The following is an 18,203-nucleotide window of genomic DNA, read 5'->3' as shown; positions in this document are numbered from 1 at the left end:
GAGTGGACGTCGACGCCTACACCGACGCGCACCGCGCGGAGTGGGACCGCCTCGAGGCGCTGCTGCGCGGGCGCGGACGGTGGTCCGCCGACGAGGCCGACGAGGCGCTGGAGCTCTACCGCCGGACCGCGACCCACCTCTCGGTCGTGCGCTCGTCCTCCCCCGACCCGGCGCTGGTCTCCCGGCTCTCGTCGCTGGTGGCGCGCGGCCGCTCGGCGGTGCTCGGGACGAGGCCGTGGAGCTGGGGGGTGGTCCGGCGCTTCGTGACCGAGGAGTTCCCGGCGGCCCTGGCCGCGTCCGCGCGGTGGTGGGTGCCGACGGCGCTGCTGTCGGTCGCGGTGATGGTGGCCGTCGGGTGGTGGATCGCGGTGAACCCCGACGTCGCCGGCGCCGTCGCGACCCCGGAGGAGACCCGCCGCCTGGTCGACACCGAGTTCGCCGCGTACTACTCGTCGAACCCGGCGGCCTCCTTCGCCGCGCGGGTGTGGACGAACAACGCCCTGGTCGCGGCGACCTGCCTGATCAGCGGCGTGCTGGTCCTGCCGGTGCTGTGGGTGCTGGCGCAGAACGTGGTGAACGTCGGGATCTCCGCCGGCATCCTGACCGCCAACGACCGCCTCGGGCTCTTCCTCGGCCTCATCACCCCGCACGGGCTGCTCGAGCTGACCGCGGTCTTCGTGGCGGCGGGCGCCGGGCTGAAGCTGGGCTGGTCGTGGATCGACCCCGGCCCGCTGACCCGGTCGCGCTCGCTGGCGCGGCAGGCACGGGTCACGGTCGGGATCGCGCTCGGCCTCGTCGGGGTCCTGCTGGTCTCCGGAATCATCGAGGCCTTCGTGACGCCGTCGGGCCTGCCGACGTGGGCCCGCATCGGCATCGGCGTGGTGGCCGAGCTCGTGTTCCTGGCCTACGTGGCCCACGGCGCCCGGGTCCTGCGAGCCCGGGGCGCCGTTCCCGACGACGGGACCTAGCGCGCGACCCAGACGGTGCGCTCGGTCCGGACGACGAGGTCGTCGCGGCGCAGGAGGCTGCCCGGGCCGTCGACGTCGACCAGCGCGTCGAGCGCGGCGACGTCCTCGGCGGACAGCTCGTCGGCGACCGCGTGCCGGAGGCGCTGCAGCACCATCAGCGCGTACCGACCCACCGCCTCGGGGTGCGGGCCGGTGGCGTCCACGGACAGGTCGCGGCGGTCCTCGACGGTGAGCCCCGCGGCGGACAGCAGCGGTCCCCAGTCGGCGCCGCGGTGGGGCATGTGGGCGTTGGCCCGGCGGTCCGCGACGACGTGGCACCGGTCCTCCAGCGCGCCGGCTGCGCTGTCCGCCGGCAGGAACCGCGGCGGCCCAGACAGCTCGAGGACCGCCAGCAGCCCGCCCGGCGCCAGGATCCGGCGGACCTCCCGCAGCGCGAGGACCGGGTCGGCCAGGTGGTGCAGCGAGCCGGAGGCCCAGACGAGGTCCGGGGTGCCGAGGTCCGGCCAGGTGGCGTCGAGGTCGGCCTGCACGGTGTCGACGCGGCCGCCGACGCCGGCCTGCCCGGCCTTCTCCCGCAGCCGCGCCAGGTGCTCGGTGGACGCGTCGACCGCTGTCACGTGAGCTCCTGGGAAGCGGTCCAGCAGGACGAAGGTGCCGGCCCCGGTCCCGGCGCCCAGGTCGACGACGTGCCGGGGAGCCTCGGGCAACGGCAGCCCGTCGACGATGGAGACGAGCTGGTCGCCGAGCACGTCGGCGTCGAGGTCGAGGACGGCGCCGTGGCCGTGGCCGTGAGTGGTCATGCCGCCGACCGTAGCCACGACTTGCCGAAGAAGCACATCTCCTTGCCGAAGTAGCAAAGCTCGTCGTACATGAGCCGTTTGTGACGTCGAGCGTCAGCATGGCCGCAGTGCTGACACAGCGGGGGTGCCCTACGACCGACCGCGGGCCTTCAGCGCCAGGTACCGGTCCGCGACGGCCGGGGCGAGCTCGTCGGGCGGCGCGTCGACCACCTCGACCCCGCGGCGCGCCAGGCGGGCGGCCACCGCCCGCCGCTCCTCCAGCGCCACGGTCGCCGCCGCGGCGCCGAACACCGCCTCGCCCGACCCCCGGCCCGCCGCCATCGCCGTCACCACCGGGTCCGTCACCCCGGCCACGAGCAGGGTGTGCCGGTGCAGCAGGGGCCCCAGGACCGGTTCGAGGCCCTCCGCGAGCGCGCTGTCGTCCAGGCCGGTGAACAGCACCACCAGCGACCGCCGGGACGCGCGGCGCAGCACGGTGGCGGCGAGCAGCCGCATGTCCGTCTCCACCAGGGCGGCCTCGACCCCGGACAGCGCGGTCGTCATGGCCGGCAGCGGGTCGCGGGCGCCGATCACGGAGGCCCGGACCTCCCGGTCGACGGCCAGCAGGTCCACCCGGTCACCGCCCCGTGCGGCGAGCGCCGCGAGGAGCAGTGCCGCGTCCAGCGCCGCGTCCAGGCGCGGCGCGTCGCCCACCAGCGCCGCCGCGGTCCGCCCGCTGTCCAGCACCACGAGCACGTGCCGGTCCCGCTCGGGCCGCCAGGTCCGCACGACCAGGTTCCCCGTCGCTCCACCCGACCGGGCCGACGCCCGCCAGTCGATCGACCGCACGTCGTCGCCCTCGACGTACTCCCGCAGCGAGTCGAACTCCGTCCCCGCCCCGCGGACCTGGACCGCCCGCCGCCCGTCCAGCTCCCGCAGCCGCGCCAGCCGGGACGGCAGGTGGCGCCGCGACGCGAACTCCGGCAGCACCCGCACCCGCCCACCGACCGCCCGGGACGCCTGCCGGGCCGCCAACCCCAACGGTCCCCACGACCGGATCGTCACCACCGCCGCCGCGTGCTCCCCCCGCCGGGACGGCGCGAGCGTCGTCGTCACCCGCCGCCGCTCCCCCGCCGGGACGTCGAGACCGTGCACCTCGGACGCCGCGCACGAGGGCGGCCACCCGTCCCGCAGGACCCCCGTCACCCGCCGTCGGGACGGGTTCGTGACGACGAGCGCGGCCGTCACCTCCTCCCCCAGCCGCACCTGCACGACGTCCTCGGCCCGGGCGAGCCCGAGCGCCCGCGGCGAGCCCGCCCGCACCAGGTCCACGACGACGCCCACCAGCAGCGCCGCCACCACGCCCAGCAGGCCCGCGAGCGACGGCACCAGGAACCCGACGACCAGCGCCGCGACGGCCACCGCTCCCGCGAACCGCCCCGAGACTGCCATCAGCGCGGCACGGCCACCGCGTCGAGGACCCCCGTCACCACCCCGTCCGTGCTCACGCCCTCCAGCTCGGCCTCCGGCCGCAGGGCGAGGCGGTGGCGCAGGACCGGCAGCGCCCAGGCCTTGACGTCGTCCGGGGTCACGTAGTCCCGCCCGGAGAGCCACGCCCACGCCCGGGCCGCGACCAGCAGTGCCGTCGCACCGCGCGGAGAAGCGCCCAGCACGACCGAGGGCGACGCGCGGGTCGCCCGGCACACGTCCACGACGTAGGCGAGCACCTCGGGCCGCGCCGACACCGCCGCGACGGCCGCCCGACCGGCCGCCAGGTGCTCGGCGCCCGCGACGGGCCGCACCGCGGACAGATCCCGTGGGTCGAAGCCCGACGCGTGCCGCCCCAGCACCTCGATCTCGTCGTCCCGCCCGGGCAGCGGCAGGACCAGCTTGAGCAGGAACCGGTCGAGCTGCGCCTCGGGCAGCGGGTAGGTGCCCTCGTACTCCACCGGGTTCTGGGTGGCGGCGACGACGAACGGGTCGGGCAGCGGGCGCCCGACCCCGTCGACGGTCACCTGGAACTCCTCCATCGCCTCCAGCAGCGACGCCTGGGTCTTCGGCGGGGTGCGGTTGATCTCGTCGGCGAGCAGGAGGTTGCTGAACACCGGGCCGGGCCGGAAGTCGAACGCGGACGTCCCCGCGTCGTAGACCAGCGAGCCGGTGACGTCGCCGGGCATGAGGTCGGGCGTGAACTGCACCCGGCGGTTCTCCAGCGAGCACGCCGCCGCGACCGCCCGGACCAGCAGCGTCTTCGCCACGCCCGGCACGCCCTCGAGCAGCACGTGCCGGCGCGAGAGCAGGGCGATCACCAGCCCGGTCACGGCGGCGTCGTGCCCGACCACCGCCTTCGCCACTTCGCCCCGCAGCGCGGTCAGGGCCTCGCGGGCCTCGTCCGGGGTCACTCGGTCCTCCTCAGGAGCAGGTCCAGGTCGTCCGCCAGCTGCACGAGCGCGGCGTCGTCCGCCGGTTCCGGGCCGTCCAGGAGATCCTTCCCGACGGCGGGGGTGGGCGCGTCGGGCGGGAGCCCGAGGCGCGCGGTGAGGCGCCGGCGGGCGTCGGCCCGCAGGATCGCGGCGGCCCGACCCCGGGCCCCGATCCGCCGGTACAGCGCAGCACGGCCGCGGGTGGTCTCCGCCGCGGCCACCCGGACCGGCAGCCGCTCGGCGACCACCGGGCCCAGCCGCCGGCCCCGCCACAGCGCGGCCGCTCCCCCGGCGAGCAGGAGCGTCGCGGTGCCCCAGACGACGCCGCGCGGCACCAGGTCGGCCACCGACACGTCCCCTCCCGCCCCCGGCGCCGGCAGGTACCAGAGCACGCGCGGGTGGGCGCCGAGGAGGGTCAGGGTGAGCGCGGCGTTGCCGCCCCGGTCCAGGGCCTCGTTGGTGAACGGCTCCGGGCTGCCCACCGCGATCGTCCGGCCGCTGACCGCCAGCGGCGCGGCCCCGTCCGCGGCGAAGCAGCCGTACGCCGGCGGCGCGGTCCCGTAGTGGTCGCCGTCGAGGACGAGCGGCCCGGCAGACCGGGCGGCACGCAGCGGGCACGCGGGGTCGGGGACGACGCCGGTCGTCGTGAGCGACGACGGCGGCTCCACGCGCCGGACCCCGGGCGCGAGGTTCTCCAGCGCGGCCGCGTCCGGCGCGACCAGCACCACGTCGGCGCCGGCGTGGGCGAGGGCGAGCCGACCCGCCCGCCCGAGCTCCGCGGGGAAGGCGACCAGGACGGTGGTGGCCGGTCCGGCGCCGACGACGTCCTCGGCCCGCGTCGCGACGTCCACCCGGACGCCCTGCTCGCGCAGCACCGCCACGAGCGCGCCGCTGCCGGCCGGGTCGACGCCGTCGGGCTGCAGCAGCCCCTGGCCCGCCCGGGCGCCCGCGATCGTCAGCACCCCCGCCGCGAGGAGCACCAGCAGCCCGACGACCACCGGTCCACGGCTGCGCCGCAGGCGCGCGCGCAGGGTCACCCGGCCGCCACCCCCGCCGTCACCCGCTGCCCGGCGACCGCGTCCTGGGCGGTCCGCATCCGCGCCACCGACCCGGCGTCGGCGCTGCGACCGCCGTAGACGGTCTCGTCGAAGCACCGGGCCGCGTCGACCAGCGCGTCCGCGGCGCCGGGCAGCACCGCGGACGCCTCCCGGGCGGCCTCCCCGGCCGTCCGGCCGGGGCGGGCGACGAGCACGTCCCGCTCCTCCAGCCCCCGCACCAGGGCGCGCATCCACTCGCGCACCGCGTCGTCGTACCGACCGGCGTCCGCGTGCTCCTCGGCCCGGCGGCGGTGGTCGGCGGCGGTGCGGCCGGAGTCGTCCAGCGAGGCCGAGGACGTCCGGGCGGCGCGGGCCGCCCGCCCCAGCCGGGCCCGCACGACGACGACCACGAGCACCACCAGCACGACCACCACCAGCACCCCGCCCGCCCCGCCGGCGCGCTGGGCGGTCAGCAGCCCGACCACGTCGTCGAGCCGGTCGAGCAGCCACCGGCCGACCTGCTCCAGCACGCCCGGCTCGCGCGCCCGGTACGCCGCCTTCGCCAGCTCGCGCGCGGCCAGCTCCCGGGCCTCGTCGGCGTCGGGGGTGAACGGCGGCGGGACGGCCATCAGCTGCGCGCGGCCCGTTGCAGCTCGAGGTCGAAGCCCTCGCGGCGCATGCGCTGGTCGACGTAGAGCAGGCCGGTGACGCCCGCCTGGAAGGGGGCCGTGAGCGTGACCCCGATGACGGTGCCGACGGAGGAGACCAGCAGCGGCAGCGTCGCGTAGGGACTCGTCCCGGTCGCGACGGCGACGCCGGTCGCGGCCAGCCCGAACGGCACCCCGACCAGCCCCGACACGATCGCGACGATGATCGTCCCGAGCAGCAGGATGCCGAGCACCGGCCAGAACCGGCCGGTGACCAGCCGACGCGAGCGGGCCAGGGCCGCCGTCACGCCGATGCCCTCCAGGACGTAGGCGGGTGCGGCGAGGGCGAGCAGCACGCCCACCACGATCGCGGCGGCCGCGCCGAGCAGCGTCCCGAGCACCGCGAGCGCCACCGCGACGCCGGACGGGCCCCCGACCAGCGCGACCAGGCCGGCCGGGACGAGGAGGACCGCGAACGCCGCGATCGTCGCGAGGGCCACGAGCAGGACGACGCCCAGCAGGCCGGGCAGCCGCGGCCGGGCGGCGTTCCAGCACTCGCGGGCGTCGACGGGCGCGCCGAGCACCGCGCGCGAGAGCACGACGACGAGCAGGCCGGTCAGCACGGTGTTCGCGAGCAGCCCGACGACGGCGCTCACGCCGAGCAGCGCCGACGCGCCGCCGAGCACGCCGGCCAGGGCGTCCAGGTCGGGCTCCGCCGCGCCGGGCGCGGTGAACGGCTCCAACGACTCGCCGTAGGTGGCCTGGAACGGGGCCTGGATGAGGGTCGTGATCACCGCGACGACCGCGGACACCCCCAGCACCACCCGCGGGTGGGCGCGGATGTACTGGAAGGCCCCGTCGAGCACCTCGCCCAGCGCGAGCGGGCGCAGCGGGACGATGCCCGGGCGGGGCGCGGCGACCGGGCCGCCGAAGCCCCAGGGGTCGCGGGGCGGCGTCGGACCGGGCGGACCGGGCGGGCCGGTCGGCCCGGGTGGCGGGGACGTCGACGACGTGGGCGTCGGTGTCGGGGTCGGCGCCTGCCAGCCGCCCGTGGCGGGCCGGTCGGTGGAGCCCGCACCCGGGTCCCACGGCGGCACGTCGGAGCTCCTCCGGTCCTCCGGCTCGCTCACCGTTCCTCCCGACCTGATCGACTTCGTCCCCCTGCGATCGTGCCACGATGACGCGGTGCCCCTGACCTCCGCACTCTGGCGTCGCCTGGACGAACCCCACGGGCTGGTGCACGGCGCGGTGTCCGAGATGGACCCGACCCCCGAGCAGCCCGACGCGGCGTTCCTCCTCGACGGCGCGGCGATCGGTGCGGACTCGCCGGACGACACGGGCCCGATCCTGGGCGAGCGGAGCGACGGGACGTGGGGTCCGGTGGCGGCGACGCCGCCGCGACCGTGGTCGGCGCGGTTCTCCGTCGTCGTGGATGCCCGGTGGCAGACCCGGGCGTGCTTCCTGGAGGCCCTGGGCGGGGACGGCCTGGAGCGGGTCACGCTGGCCGCGGACGCCCTCGGGCACTGGACCCTCGACGGGCGCGACTGGCCCGACCTCGAAGGCTGCTCCGACGTCGACATCTCCGTCACGCCGCTGACCAACACGCTCGTCGTGCGGCGGCTGGGGCTGGCGGTCGGCGAGGAGCGCACGGTGGACGTGGCGTGGGTGGACGTCCCGTCGCTCGCGGTGCAGCGCGTGGCCCAGACCTACCGCCGCGAGAGCGAGGACCGCTGGGTCTACGCGGACCCGGCGTACGGCGCGTTCTCGTTCACCGTCGACCCGCTGGGCGTCGTGCGGGAGTACCAGGGTCTCTTCGCGCGCGTCGGCTAGTAGCCTGGGGGCCCGTCGGGCGGTGGCGAACGAGGGGACCGGAGTGCGCAACCGAACGCGGGGACTGCTGCTCCTCGGCGTGCTGGCCGCGGTGGCGGTCGTGGCGTTCGTCGTCCCGCTGCCGTCGCCGTCCGAACTGCGCGAGTGGGTCATGACGGCGGGTCCGGTCGCCCCGCTGGTGTTCTTCCTGGTGCACGCGGTCATCACGACCACGCCGATCCCCCGCACCGCCTTCACGCTCGCCGCCGGGCTGATGTTCGGCCCGGCGTGGGGTGTGGCGATCGCGGTCGCCGCGTCGATGGTGTCGGCGCTGCTCGGCTTCTGGATCGCCCGCCGGCTCGGGGGGCGGGCGATCGCCCGGCTCGGGCCGAAGCGCGTGCAGATGCTCGAGGAGCGGCTCTGTGAGCGGGAGCTGCTGACCGTCACCTCGTCGCGCCTGGTCGGCATCCCGTTCGCGCCGCTGAACTACACCCTCGGCGTCACGAGCGTGCGGTGGCCCGCCTACGTGGTCGGGACGCTGGTGGGGCTGGTCCCGGGGACGGCGGCGATCGTGTTCCTGGGCGACGCCGTGACCGGCGGGATCTCGCCGCAGTCGTTCATCGCCTTCGCGATCTCGGGGACCCTCGGGCTGGCGGGGATCCTCATCTCGTCGCGCGGCCGACGCCGGGCCCTTCCGGACGACGGGTCGTCGGCGGCGTAGGGACGGCGGGGCCGCCTGCCGGCGTCAGCAATGGCCCATCACTGACGTCAGGTGTGCGAACGGCGCCACTCGCGTGTCGGGCCGGCGCACCGGGACATGTGCGAGTGGCGCCCTTCTGACGTCAGGTGGCAGCAACGGGCCATCGCTGCCACCCGGGGCCCGGCGCGACCCGGAGGGTGTTACGAACCCGGGGGCGGAGCGGGCGCGCCGGTCGGGCGGGGCTCGACCTCGGAGGTCTGCGGCGACGGCGTGGGCCGCGGGCCCTCCGGGCCGGTCTCCGGGCGCGGGGCGTCGGCCGGCGCCGGCGGGGCGACCGGGCCGGGGGTGATCCGGCCGGGCACCGGGGCGGGGCCGGGCGGGGGGAAGCCCTCGGTGGAGAACACGTTCGGGTCCGGGGGCGAGCCGGGCGCGGGCTCGGAGGAGTACACGCACCCCGACAGCACGGCCGCCGAGGCCGATGCGATGACCAGCAAGGACGCCACCCGTCGGGTCTGCACGTTCTCCCTCTCCTCGAGCCGTGATCGAACTGTGCGCCGCACCCTATCCTCTCGCCCGGGCGAGGACGCCGCGCGGCGCGATCGAGCGGACCGGCTCGGGCGCCACCCCCTCCTCGCGCAGGACGTCGTTGGCGGCGAGCACCCCGGTGACGGCGGCCCGCTCCATGAGGGCCGACGGGATCTCGGTGGCCACCCAGTCCCCCGCCAGCCGCAGGCCGCGGGCGTCGGTGACCACGCCGGGCCGCCGCGCGTGGGTCCCCGGGTCGAAGCCGGGCGCGTTGTCGTAGAGGTGCGCGTCGACGTCGAGCACCTCCAGCGCGGCGAACTCCGGCCACAGTCCCGCGAGCTCATGGCGCATCTCGGCGACCAGGTCGTCGCGCGACGCGTCGTGCGGGCAGGCGTAGGAGTGCAGCTCGATCACCGAGCCGCCGGTGCGCGAGGCCCACGCCGCGGACTCGGCCTCGATGCGGTGGAACAGCGTCACCGAGTCGAGGATCCGCTCCCGCGTGACCCCGGTGAACGGCGCGTGCGCCGCGTCCACGTCGCCCCGGCACCACAGCCGGGCGACGACGTAGGGCTCGCCGCCGGGGAGCTCGGCGACCTGCCCGGCCAGCCGCGGACCCGTCGTCGCGAAGGCCGGTGAGCGCTCGAACAGCGCGCGGGTCGCGGGGACGTCCGTGGCCACGACCAGGTGGCGCGCGGTGCGCGTCGGGCCGCCGTCCACGCCCACCGACCAGCCGCCGGGGCCGTCGACCACCATCGTGGCCCGCGCCCCCGTCGTCACCGTCGCGCCGTGCTTCTCGAGCAGCCGGGTGAACGGGTCCCAGATCGTCGCGGCGTACTGGTCGGTCGGCACGTCCATCCCGAGGCCCTCGGGGTTGCCGGTGAAGTAGAAGTGGCACATGGCGAGGAACTCGGCCGCCGAGTACCGCTGCTCGGTGTTGAAGAACGAGTGCGCGAAGACCTCGAAGAGCATCGCCCGGCCGCGCTCGGAGAAACCGAAGGAGTCGAGGAGCTCGGCGGTGGTGCGGTGGTCGTGCTCGGCGAACGTGCGCACCGGGTCGTAGCGCAGCATCGCGAGCGCCTCCCGGCCGTCGACCTTGCGCAGGTCGCGCAGCCGGAAGCTCGGGGACTTCCACACCAGGGCCGCGAGGTTCGCCAGCGGCGTCGTCGGGAGGTCGGAGAAGTCCTCGGACTCCCACTCCCGGCTCTCCACCGGGTAGCCGCCGACGTCGCGCAGGAACGCGAGGTCCGGGTCGATGCGGCGCAGGACGTCGCGCAGCGTGTAGTACTGCCGGAAGAACCCGTGGTAGCCGTGCTCGACGGTGACCTCGGTGCCGTCGGGCAGCGTGCGCGGCCACGTCCCCAGCCGCCCGCCCAGCCGCGGCGCCGCCTCCAGCAGCTCCACCGTCAGGCCGCGCTCCGCGAGGACCGTCGCGGCGGTGACCCCCGCCAGTCCCCCGCCGACGACGACGACCTTGCCCGACGACCGGTCGTCCGGCACGCGCTGCGGGAGGTCGGGACGGGGGGCGACCACGGTGTGTGGAGAGAACACGTCCGCGAGCGTAGGGATGGAGACGGGGCCGCGCCGTCGGGAGCCGCCGGGAGCGGCTGTGGCGTGGCTCCCCCGGTCGGGGCGTAGCCGGGCGACCCGCCGGGCATCTACCGCGGACCGGACCAGACGTTGATGGGGAGTGACCAGGTCAGATGAGCGACGCCGACCGTGAGCGACGGGTCATCGAGGACGTCCCGAAGAAGCTGCTGATCGGTGGCCGGGAGCGCGACGCCACCGAGGGGAAGACCTTCGAGGTCGAGGACCCGTCCACCGGCGAGATCCTCTGCGAGGTCGCCGACGCCTCCCCCGAGGACGGCATGGCGGCGCTCGACGCGGCCCACAAGGCCCAGCCCGACTGGGCCGCGACCGCGCCCCGCGAGCGCGGCGAGATCCTCCGCCGCGCGTTCGAGATGATCACCGAGCAGGCCGACGACATCGCCATGCTCATGACCCTCGAGATGGGCAAGCCGCTCGCCGAGTCCAAGGCCGAGATCTCCTACGCCGCCGAGTTCTTCCGCTGGTTCTCCGAGGAGACCGTGCGGATCAACGGCGAGTGGAAGGTGAACGCGACCGGCAACGGCCGCGTGCTGGTGATGCGCCAGCCGATCGGGCCGTGCCTGCTCATCACGCCGTGGAACTTCCCGCTGGCCATGGGCACCCGCAAGATCGGCCCGGCGATCGCCGCCGGCTGCACGATGGTGATCAAGCCGGCGTCGCTGACGCCGCTGACGATCCTCAAGCTCGCCGACATCCTGGCGCAGGCGGGGCTGCCCGAGGGCGTGCTCAACGTCGTCACCACGAAGTCGACCGGCAAGGTGATGGGGCCGCTGATCGAGGACGGCCGCATCCGCAAGCTGTCGTTCACCGGCTCCACCGAGGTCGGGCAGAAGCTCATCGAGCAGTCCGCGAAGCAGGTGCTCAAGACCTCGATGGAGCTCGGCGGCAACGCGCCGTTCGTGGTGTGCGCCGACGCCGACGTGGACGCCGCGGTGGACGGCGCGATGCTCGCGAAGATGCGCAACATCGGCGAGGCCTGCACGGCGGCCAACCGCTTCTACGTGCACGCCGACGTCGCCGAGGAGTTCACCAAGAAGCTCGTCGACCGGATGGGCTCGATGACGGTGGGCCGTGGCACCGAGGAGGGTGTCGAGGTCGGCCCGCTCGTCGAGGCCGACCAGCGCGACAAGGTCGCCGAGCTGGTCGACGACGCCGTCCAGAAGGGCGCGAAGGTCCGCACCGGCGGGGAGATCCCCAACGGCGCCGGCTACTTCTACCCGCCGACCGTCCTCGCCGACGTGCCGACCTCGGCCCGCCTGGTCAAGGAGGAGATCTTCGGCCCGGTGGCGCCGATATTCACCTTCACCGACGACGACGAGGCCATCCGCGCGGCCAACGACACCGAGTTCGGCCTGGTCAGCTACCTCTACACCAAGGACCTGCAGCGGGCGATCCGGCTCTCGGAGCGCCTCGAGGCGGGCATGGTCGGGCTGAACCAGGGCATGGTGTCCAACGCCGGCGCCCCCTTCGGCGGCGTCAAGCAGTCCGGCCTGGGCCGCGAGGGCGGCGACGTCGGCATCGACGAGTACCTGGAGATCAAGTACGTCGCGATGAACGTGTAGGTGCCTGCGGCGGTGTTCACCTCACCCAGGTGAACACCGCCGTGCGGCCGTCCGCGGACTCGACGCGGACGGCCGCGTCGTCCTCGGCGAACGTCCCGCCCACGGGGACGCGCGTCACGCCGTCCTCGTCGATCTCCACCCACCCCGGCCCGACGGCGCGGACGAGGAAGTCGACCTCGTCGGTCCCGTCCCGGTGCGAGCCCGAGCGGTGCGTGGTCGTCCGGGTCGAGGGCTTCGGCTTCGACGACGACGTGGGCTTCGGGCGGCTGGTGGAGGTTCCCGCGACCAGCGCCATCGATCCCGACGACGACGGCTCGGACACCTCGACCGGTGTCCCCGTCACGGTCGCGCGGCACTGGGAGCCGGAGCACGACACCGACGCCTCGCCCCCGCCCGACCCGCACGCCCCGAGCAGCAGCAGGCCGGCCAGCCCCACGACGGCGAGCAGGCGCCGGCCCGGCGGCGCACCGGCGCTCCGGACGTGGGGTTGGCCACCGATCTGCTCACGCTCGGCGACGTCGTTCGCGACGGCTGGGCGGGTCGACTGGGCCGGACGAGCAACCATGACGAGCCTTCTCTCACTCTGGGTAGAACGACCGCCGTGATTGTGTCCTGATCGGCGGTCCGTGCGCCAGATCCAGTCACGCAGTGTGCCGACTACGCAGTGCGAGGATGTCGCCGTGAACCCCGTCGTCGCGGCCCTGCTCGTGGCCGTTCCCATCGCGGCGGGCGCGACCCTGCAGCGCACCACCGGGCTCGGGCTCGCCCTGGTCGGCGCGCCGTTCCTGGTCGCGGTGCTCGGTCCGCGCGACGGGGTGTCGTTCGGCAACGCCCTGCAGAGCGTGCTGTGCACCCTCGTGCTGGCGCAGACGTGGCGGGACGCCCGGTGGGCGTCCGTCGGGCTGCTGCTGGCCGGGGCGGCGGTCGGGGTGCCGGCCGGCGCCCTCGTGGCGACGACGCTGCCCGAGGCGCCCCTGCTCGTCGTCGTCGGCCTGCTCGCGCTGCTCGGTGTCGCGCTGTCCGCGGTGCCCGCGGCCGGGGCGGCGCTGCGCGGGACGGGCGGGGCGGTCGGCTCCGGGGTCGCCGCCGGGTTCGTCAACGCCACCGCGGGCGTCGGCGGTCCGCTGATCTCCGCCTACGGCGTGTCCCAGCGGATCGAGCCGCGCGTGTTCGTCCCGACCGCGCAGGCCGTGCTGCTCGCCGTCAACCTGACCGCTCTGCTCGTCAAGGGGGTCCCCGACCTCGGGGTCGTGACCTGGGTCGCCGGGCTGGCTGCGATCACGGTCGGCGTGCTGCTGGGCGGGCCGGTGTCGCGGCGCCTGAGTCCCGTGACCGGCCGCCGGCTGATGCTCGCGGTGGCCGCGGTCGGGGCGCTCGCGACGGTCGCGCGGGGGCTGCTCGAGCTCTGATCAGTGCCCGACGTCCACCCCGTGCAGCACGTCGCCCGCCACCGTGTGTTCGCCGAGGCGGTCGGCGGCCGGGCTGTCGTGCAGGACCAGCAGTGACCCGGGGCCGAGCACCGCGATCGCCTCGGGGTGGTCCTCGCCGTCGCCGGTGTCCAGCTCGGCCACCACGTCGATCCCGTCCGCCGGGACCGCGTCCGGCAGGCCGTGCGCTCCCCCGCGCACGCGCAGGACGCGGGCGGGTCGGGAGAGCACCATGGTCGGCCCGGCGAGCAGCAGCAGGTCGTCGCCGTCGCGAACGAGGTCGCGCACCCCGAGGCCGGAGAGGTCCAGGAAGTGCTTGCGCACCCCGCGCAGTGCCAGCTCGCCGTCGGACTCCCCCACGGTCAGCTCCAGCACGACGGCCCACCCGCGCAGCACCGGACCGCGCAGCCCGAGCAGGACCCGCTCGTCGTCGAGGACCGCGAGCCCCTCGACGTCGAATCCGTTGTCCTTGCCGGGGATCCCCAGGAACGGGGCCAGGTGGTCGTCGTCGGCGAGCGCCGCGAACAGCCCGCCCTCGCCCGACGGCGACCGCACCCCACCGGCCGTCGGGAGCCCGTCCGGCCCGAGCGGCAGCCGCGCCAGCAGGCGCCGCGGCTCCTCGGCGGTGACCTTCCGCAGCCGCTTCCCGACCTTCTCCGGCGGCGTCCCGGCCTTGACCTTCCGCCGCTTGGCCGAGTGCGAGCCGGTGACCCAGACGTGGTCGGCGGTCACGTCGATGCCCTCGACGTCGACCTCGTCGTCGGCGTCGCCCGGCAGGTCGACCAGGTCGTCCAGGAGCATCTCGACCGGGTCCGCCCAGTCGTCCTCGGCGCGCCGTCGGAGCCCCACCAGGGCCGCCCCCTCGTCGGGCGCGAGCAGCATCCGGTCGCCGCGCACCGCGAGCCCGGACAGCGACAGGCCGTAGGTGTGGGTGTGCTCGGCGAGGTGCAGGACGGCGCGCGACGTCATGCCGCCATCCTGGCCGCGGACAGGAACGGGGTGAAGCGGTCGCCGAGCGTCTCGGTGGCGAAGGCGACCGCCTCGTCCACACCGACGTCGTACACGCCGTACCGGCCGTCGCCCGCCGCCGTCGTGAACCACAGCGTCACCAGCCCGGCCCGGCGCTGGAACGGCGACTGCGTCAGCGTCCAGGTCAGCACCCCGTCGCGGCGCAGCGCCACCGTCCGCCGCCCGGGGGCCCCGTGCCGGGTCACGAGATGGTTCCCGACGAGGCCGTGGCCGAGGTTGCGGTAGGCCAGCCGGCCCAGCCCGATGCCCGCGGCGAGCCCGACGACGGCGGCGACGGTGGCGAGGACCGCGAACGCGATCGAGCCGGCGAGCACGGCCACGACCCCGAGCACGACGGCGGGTACGAGGCAGATCGCGGACGCCCACCGGATCCGCCGTCCGCGGGCCGCCACCGGGTGCGCCCGCAGCTCCACCGCCTCGGTGGGGGCGGTCGGCTCGCGCAGCACCTCGGCGACGACCCGGTTCGCCACCGCGCGGGGCGCCACCGGGAGCAGGCCGCGGGGGTCGGAGCGCTGCTCCCCGGCGGCGGAGAGCCCGGTGGCGACCGCGTCCACCCGGGCGGCCCCGACCAGGGCCACCCCGGGCGGCTCGACGACCGCGACACCGCGCAGCCGGTTCTCCTCGAGCGTCGTCGACCGCCGCGTGAGCAGTCCGCGCCGCACGTGCAGGGAGCCGGTCGCGGCGATGCCCGGCTCCCGCGTCAGCCGGTAGCCCCACCAGGACTCCACGAACACCGCCAGCGACGCCACCGTCCCCACCACGACGACGACCACCAGCCCGAGGACCAGCGTGATCACCAGGCCGAGCGCGATCGCGACGTCCGCCGCGTCGTCGATCACGGTCTGCTGCAGCCCGATCCAGTCCGCCCCCTGCAACAGCACACCGAACGCCGCGAGCCCCAGCGTCGGCGTGAGCACCGAGATCGGGGCGAACCGGATCCAACTCGGGTCGAGCACGGCGAGCGTCTCCTCGCCGCGAGGGGAGGATCCGCCCTCCCCGGCCTCGTCAGGGGACCCCTCACCCGGGTGGGGCGGGCGGATCGTCCCCTCGCGGTCGAGCAGGACGCGGCGCAGCGCCTCCGCGTCCGGGCGGCGCAGCGCGCGCAGTTCCAGCGGCTGGTCGGTGACCGAGGTCTTCTGCCCGGTGCCGATGCGCACGCTCGCCAGTCCGAGCAGCCGCAGCACCGGGTCCGCGGTCACCTCCACCGTGCGGACGCGCTCGCGGGCGAGCCCCTTGCGGGTGCGGACGAGGATCCCGCTGTGCACCTCGACCCGCTCCGGGCCGACCCGGAACCGGGTCCGGGCGAGGCGGACCCACTCGGCGGCCACGGCGAGCCCGACGATCACGAAGACCCCGACCGCCACCAGCACCGCAGCCACCCCGAAGGAGAACCGGTCGGCGCTGCGCATGCCGGCGAGCGTCGGCACCCCGGCGGCGGCGCAGGCGCCGACGGCGAGGACGGCCGAGGCGACCAGGGTGCGGCGGTCGAGGCGGCGCCACCCGTCGTCGGGCCCCTCGGGCTCCGTCGTCCCGGTCGTCACGTCGCGTCCCCGGGCACCGCCTGGGTCGCGCGGGTGAGGCGCTCGGCAATCTCCGCGGCCCGCTCGTGGTCCAGGCCCGCGACCGTGACCGCGCCCTTGGCCGACGCCGTCGTCACCACCAGCGCCGCGAGCCCGAACGCCTGCTGCAGCGGGCCGCGGGTGGTGTCGACGGTCTGGATCCGCGACAGCGGCGCCGCGCGCCACTCCTGCCACAGGAAGCCCGAGCGGGTGTAGACCGCGTCGTCGGTGACCTCCCAGCGGTGCACCCGGTACCAGTAGGCCGGGAACGCCAGGGCCACCACGATCCCGACGACGACCACGGCCGCCGCGAGCGGGAGGAACCAGGCGATCGGCCGGATCAGCAGCCCGAGCACCCCCAGCACGACGGCGAGCAGGACCGGCCAGAGCAGGCAGTGCACGCGCCACCAGGACCGCACCCTCGGGTCGAGGGACTCGCGCGGCGGCCGCAGCGGGACGGTCACGGCGCCCACCTCACACCACGGCGCGCAGCCGGCGCACGACCTCGTCGCCGCCCAGCACACGGGTCACCTCGTACAGGTCCGGGCTGCGCTGCGCGCCCGTGACCAGCACCCGGATGACGTTGGCGGCGTCGCGGAGCATGCCGGGGTAGGCGTCCGGGTCCTTCTTGTAGGTCTTCGGGTTGGGGGCGAAGCCGTGGGTCTGCGCGAGGTCGCGGATCTGCTGGAACCACGTCGGCTGGTCGCCCTCGTGGACGTAGCGCCCGGCGAGGTCCTCGGCCAGCCGCGTCACGAGGGCGGGCTCCAGGCCGCCGAAGCGCTCGTCGGCCGGGTCGGCGACGTCGGTGAACAGCGCCGGGAAGAAGAAGCCGTAGGCGGTGCGGAAGTCCGACCAGCGGGCGAGGTCCTTGCGGGGGTTCTCGACCCCGACGCGCTCCACGTCGATCGCGGCGAGCGCGAGCTTCTCGGACTCGTCGAGGATCTCGACCAGGGCGGTGTCGTAGGTCTGCGCCCAGCCGCGGACCCCGGCGAGCACCTCCGGGGCGGGGAGTGTCGCGATGTGGTCGGCGCAGATGTCGGCCAGCTTCACCATGTCCACCAGCGGCCCCGCCGACTGGAAGCGGTCCAGCTGCAGCGGGGTGGCGAGCGCCTCGGCCAGCGGCACCTCGGCCAGCGGCGAGTTCGCCAGCCCGCGCAGGTAGTACAGGACCGCCTCGGTCGGGTAGCCGGCCTCCAGGTAGAAGTCGACCGACGCCTCGTCGTCCTTGCGCTTGGAGAGCTTGCGCCGGGAGCTGCCCTCCTGCTTCATCAGCGGTGCGAGGTGGGCGTAGTCGACCTGCTCGAAGCCCAGCGCGGTGAACAGCTGCAGGTGCGTGGGCACGCTCGACAGCCACTCGTCGCCGCGGACCACCAGCGAGGTCCGCATCAGGTGGTCGTCGACGACGTGCGCGAAGTGGTAGGTCGGCAGCCGCGGTTCGTTCGCGGAGGTCTTGAGGATGACGACGTCGTTGTGGTTGTCCTCGGCCTCGACGCGGCCGCGCAGGCGGTCGGTGAACGCGACCCGCTCCCCCACCTTCCCCTCGGAGCGGAACCGCACCACGTACGGGTCGCCGGCCTCGAGGCGGCGGATCACCTCGGCGTCGTCCGCATCGCGCCACGGGGCCCAGCGGCCGTAGTAGCCCGTCGGCAGCTTGAGCTTCTTCTGCGCGTCGGAGATCTCGGCGAGTTCCTCCTTCGTCGCGAAGTCCGGGTACGCCAGCTCGCGGCGCATCAGCTCGCGCACGAAGCTCAGGTAGATCTCCGACCGCTGCGACTGCCGGTACGGGCCGTAGGGGCCGTCGTCGTCCCGACCGGACAGGGGGCCCTCGTCGGGCCGCAGGTCGAACGCGTCGAACGCCCGCGCGAACTGGACGTCGGCGCCCGCGACCTCGCGGGCCTGGTCGGTGTCCTCGATGCGCAGGAAGTAGACGCCGTCGGTGGAGTGCGCCAGGTCGCGCGACACCATCGCGGTGTAGACGCCGCCGATGTGCACGAAGCCGGTCGGGCTCGGGCCGAAGCGCGTGACCAGGGCGCCCTCGGGCACGTCGCGCGGCGGGTACCGCCGCTCCCACTCCGCGGTCTCGGGCAGGTCGGCCGGGAAGAGGGAGTCGACGGTCGCACGGTCCAGCATGGT

The 18,203-nt window shown here is 75.5% G+C and carries 18 protein-coding genes; 5 read left to right on the top strand and 13 right to left on the bottom strand.

Annotated features, from left to right (window positions below; translation table 11 throughout):
- The first annotated feature begins 2 nt into the window (after positions 1-2).
- Positions 3-968, top strand: a complete 966-nt coding sequence (locus WCD74_RS27925; RefSeq protein WP_337698190.1) for a stage II sporulation protein M — start codon at positions 3-5, stop codon at positions 966-968.
- On the opposite strand, the gene WCD74_RS27920 is transcribed toward WCD74_RS27925, so the two are convergent.
- From WCD74_RS27920 to WCD74_RS27895, 6 genes are all read right to left on the bottom strand, one after another.
- Positions 965-1,768, bottom strand: a complete 804-nt coding sequence (locus tag WCD74_RS27920; protein WP_337698189.1) for a class I SAM-dependent methyltransferase — start codon at positions 1,766-1,768, stop codon at positions 965-967. The two genes, WCD74_RS27925 and WCD74_RS27920, sit on opposite strands and share 4 nt — an antisense overlap.
- A gap of 129 nt (positions 1,769-1,897) precedes the next feature.
- Positions 1,898-3,199 (bottom strand): DUF58 domain-containing protein, encoded by a 1,302-nt coding sequence (locus WCD74_RS27915; protein WP_337698188.1) that lies wholly within the window; start codon positions 3,197-3,199, stop codon positions 1,898-1,900.
- Complete coding sequence (locus WCD74_RS27910) at positions 3,199-4,149, bottom strand: AAA family ATPase (protein WP_337698187.1); 951 nt, start codon at positions 4,147-4,149, stop codon at positions 3,199-3,201. Before WCD74_RS27910 ends, WCD74_RS27915 begins: the two co-directional genes overlap by 1 nt.
- Positions 4,146-5,207: a DUF4350 domain-containing protein gene (locus tag WCD74_RS27905; protein WP_337698186.1), complete on the bottom strand. Its 1,062-nt coding sequence runs from the start codon at positions 5,205-5,207 to the stop codon at positions 4,146-4,148. Before WCD74_RS27905 ends, WCD74_RS27910 begins: the two co-directional genes overlap by 4 nt.
- Complete coding sequence (locus tag WCD74_RS27900; protein WP_337698185.1) at positions 5,204-5,836, bottom strand: DUF4129 domain-containing protein; 633 nt, start codon at positions 5,834-5,836, stop codon at positions 5,204-5,206. The genes WCD74_RS27905 and WCD74_RS27900 overlap by 4 nt, the downstream gene beginning before the upstream one ends.
- Positions 5,836-6,984: a hypothetical protein gene (locus WCD74_RS27895; protein ID WP_337698184.1), complete on the bottom strand. Its 1,149-nt coding sequence runs from the start codon at positions 6,982-6,984 to the stop codon at positions 5,836-5,838. Before WCD74_RS27895 ends, WCD74_RS27900 begins: the two co-directional genes overlap by 1 nt.
- A 55-nt stretch (positions 6,985-7,039) precedes the next feature.
- On the opposite strand from WCD74_RS27895, the gene WCD74_RS27890 reads away from it, so the two are divergent.
- Positions 7,040-7,684: a putative glycolipid-binding domain-containing protein gene (locus WCD74_RS27890; RefSeq protein WP_337698183.1), complete on the top strand. Its 645-nt coding sequence runs from the start codon at positions 7,040-7,042 to the stop codon at positions 7,682-7,684.
- Positions 7,685-7,727: 43 nt separating this feature from the next.
- Entirely contained in the window at positions 7,728-8,384 is a 657-nt protein-coding gene (locus WCD74_RS27885; protein WP_337698182.1) for a TVP38/TMEM64 family protein, read from the top strand.
- A gap of 179 nt (positions 8,385-8,563) precedes the next feature.
- Here WCD74_RS27885 and WCD74_RS27880 read toward each other — a convergent pair whose 3' ends face one another.
- Positions 8,564-8,881 carry a hypothetical protein gene (locus tag WCD74_RS27880; RefSeq protein WP_337698181.1) on the bottom strand — a complete coding sequence of 106 codons (318 nt, stop codon included), beginning with the start codon at positions 8,879-8,881 and terminating at the stop codon, positions 8,564-8,566.
- A 43-nt stretch (positions 8,882-8,924) separates the two neighbouring features.
- Entirely contained in the window at positions 8,925-10,436 is a 1,512-nt protein-coding gene (locus tag WCD74_RS27875) for an FAD-dependent oxidoreductase (protein WP_337698180.1), read from the bottom strand.
- Between the two features lie 152 nt (positions 10,437-10,588).
- On the opposite strand from WCD74_RS27875, the gene WCD74_RS27870 reads away from it, so the two are divergent.
- Positions 10,589-12,055, top strand: a complete 1,467-nt coding sequence (locus WCD74_RS27870; protein WP_337698179.1) for an NAD-dependent succinate-semialdehyde dehydrogenase — start codon at positions 10,589-10,591, stop codon at positions 12,053-12,055.
- 16 nt (positions 12,056-12,071) lie between these two features.
- On the opposite strand, the gene WCD74_RS27865 is transcribed toward WCD74_RS27870, so the two are convergent.
- Positions 12,072-12,620 carry a hypothetical protein gene (locus WCD74_RS27865; protein WP_337698178.1) on the bottom strand — a complete coding sequence of 183 codons (549 nt, stop codon included), beginning with the start codon at positions 12,618-12,620 and terminating at the stop codon, positions 12,072-12,074.
- 115 nt (positions 12,621-12,735) lie between these two features.
- On the opposite strand from WCD74_RS27865, the gene WCD74_RS27860 reads away from it, so the two are divergent.
- Positions 12,736-13,464 (top strand): TSUP family transporter, encoded by a 729-nt coding sequence (locus WCD74_RS27860; protein WP_337698177.1) that lies wholly within the window; start codon positions 12,736-12,738, stop codon positions 13,462-13,464.
- On the opposite strand, the gene WCD74_RS27855 is transcribed toward WCD74_RS27860, so the two are convergent.
- The 4 genes from WCD74_RS27855 to WCD74_RS27840 are packed head-to-tail and all read right to left on the bottom strand — an operon-like array spanning position 13,465 to position 18,200.
- Positions 13,465-14,451, bottom strand: coding sequence for a DUF3616 domain-containing protein (locus WCD74_RS27855; RefSeq protein WP_337698176.1), 987 nt, complete (start codon positions 14,449-14,451; stop codon positions 13,465-13,467). It lies immediately after the preceding gene.
- A complete protein-coding gene (locus WCD74_RS27850; protein WP_337698175.1) occupies positions 14,448-16,052 on the bottom strand; it encodes a PH domain-containing protein in 1,605 nt (534 codons plus the stop codon). The genes WCD74_RS27855 and WCD74_RS27850 overlap by 4 nt, the downstream gene beginning before the upstream one ends.
- Positions 16,049-16,534: a PH domain-containing protein gene (locus tag WCD74_RS27845; protein ID WP_337698174.1), complete on the bottom strand. Its 486-nt coding sequence runs from the start codon at positions 16,532-16,534 to the stop codon at positions 16,049-16,051. The genes WCD74_RS27850 and WCD74_RS27845 overlap by 4 nt, the downstream gene beginning before the upstream one ends.
- Before the next feature lie 10 nt (positions 16,535-16,544).
- Positions 16,545-18,200 carry a glutamate--tRNA ligase gene (locus WCD74_RS27840; protein WP_337698173.1) on the bottom strand — a complete coding sequence of 552 codons (1,656 nt, stop codon included), beginning with the start codon at positions 18,198-18,200 and terminating at the stop codon, positions 16,545-16,547.
- Positions 18,201-18,203: the final 3 nt, after the last annotated feature.

The organism is Actinomycetospora aurantiaca, assembly GCF_037401875.1.
Classification (GTDB): Bacteria; Actinomycetota; Actinomycetes; order Mycobacteriales; family Pseudonocardiaceae; genus Actinomycetospora; species Actinomycetospora aurantiaca.
The sequence above is the reverse complement of the archived record's forward strand: the minus strand, read 5'-3'. Positions and strand labels throughout refer to the sequence as shown.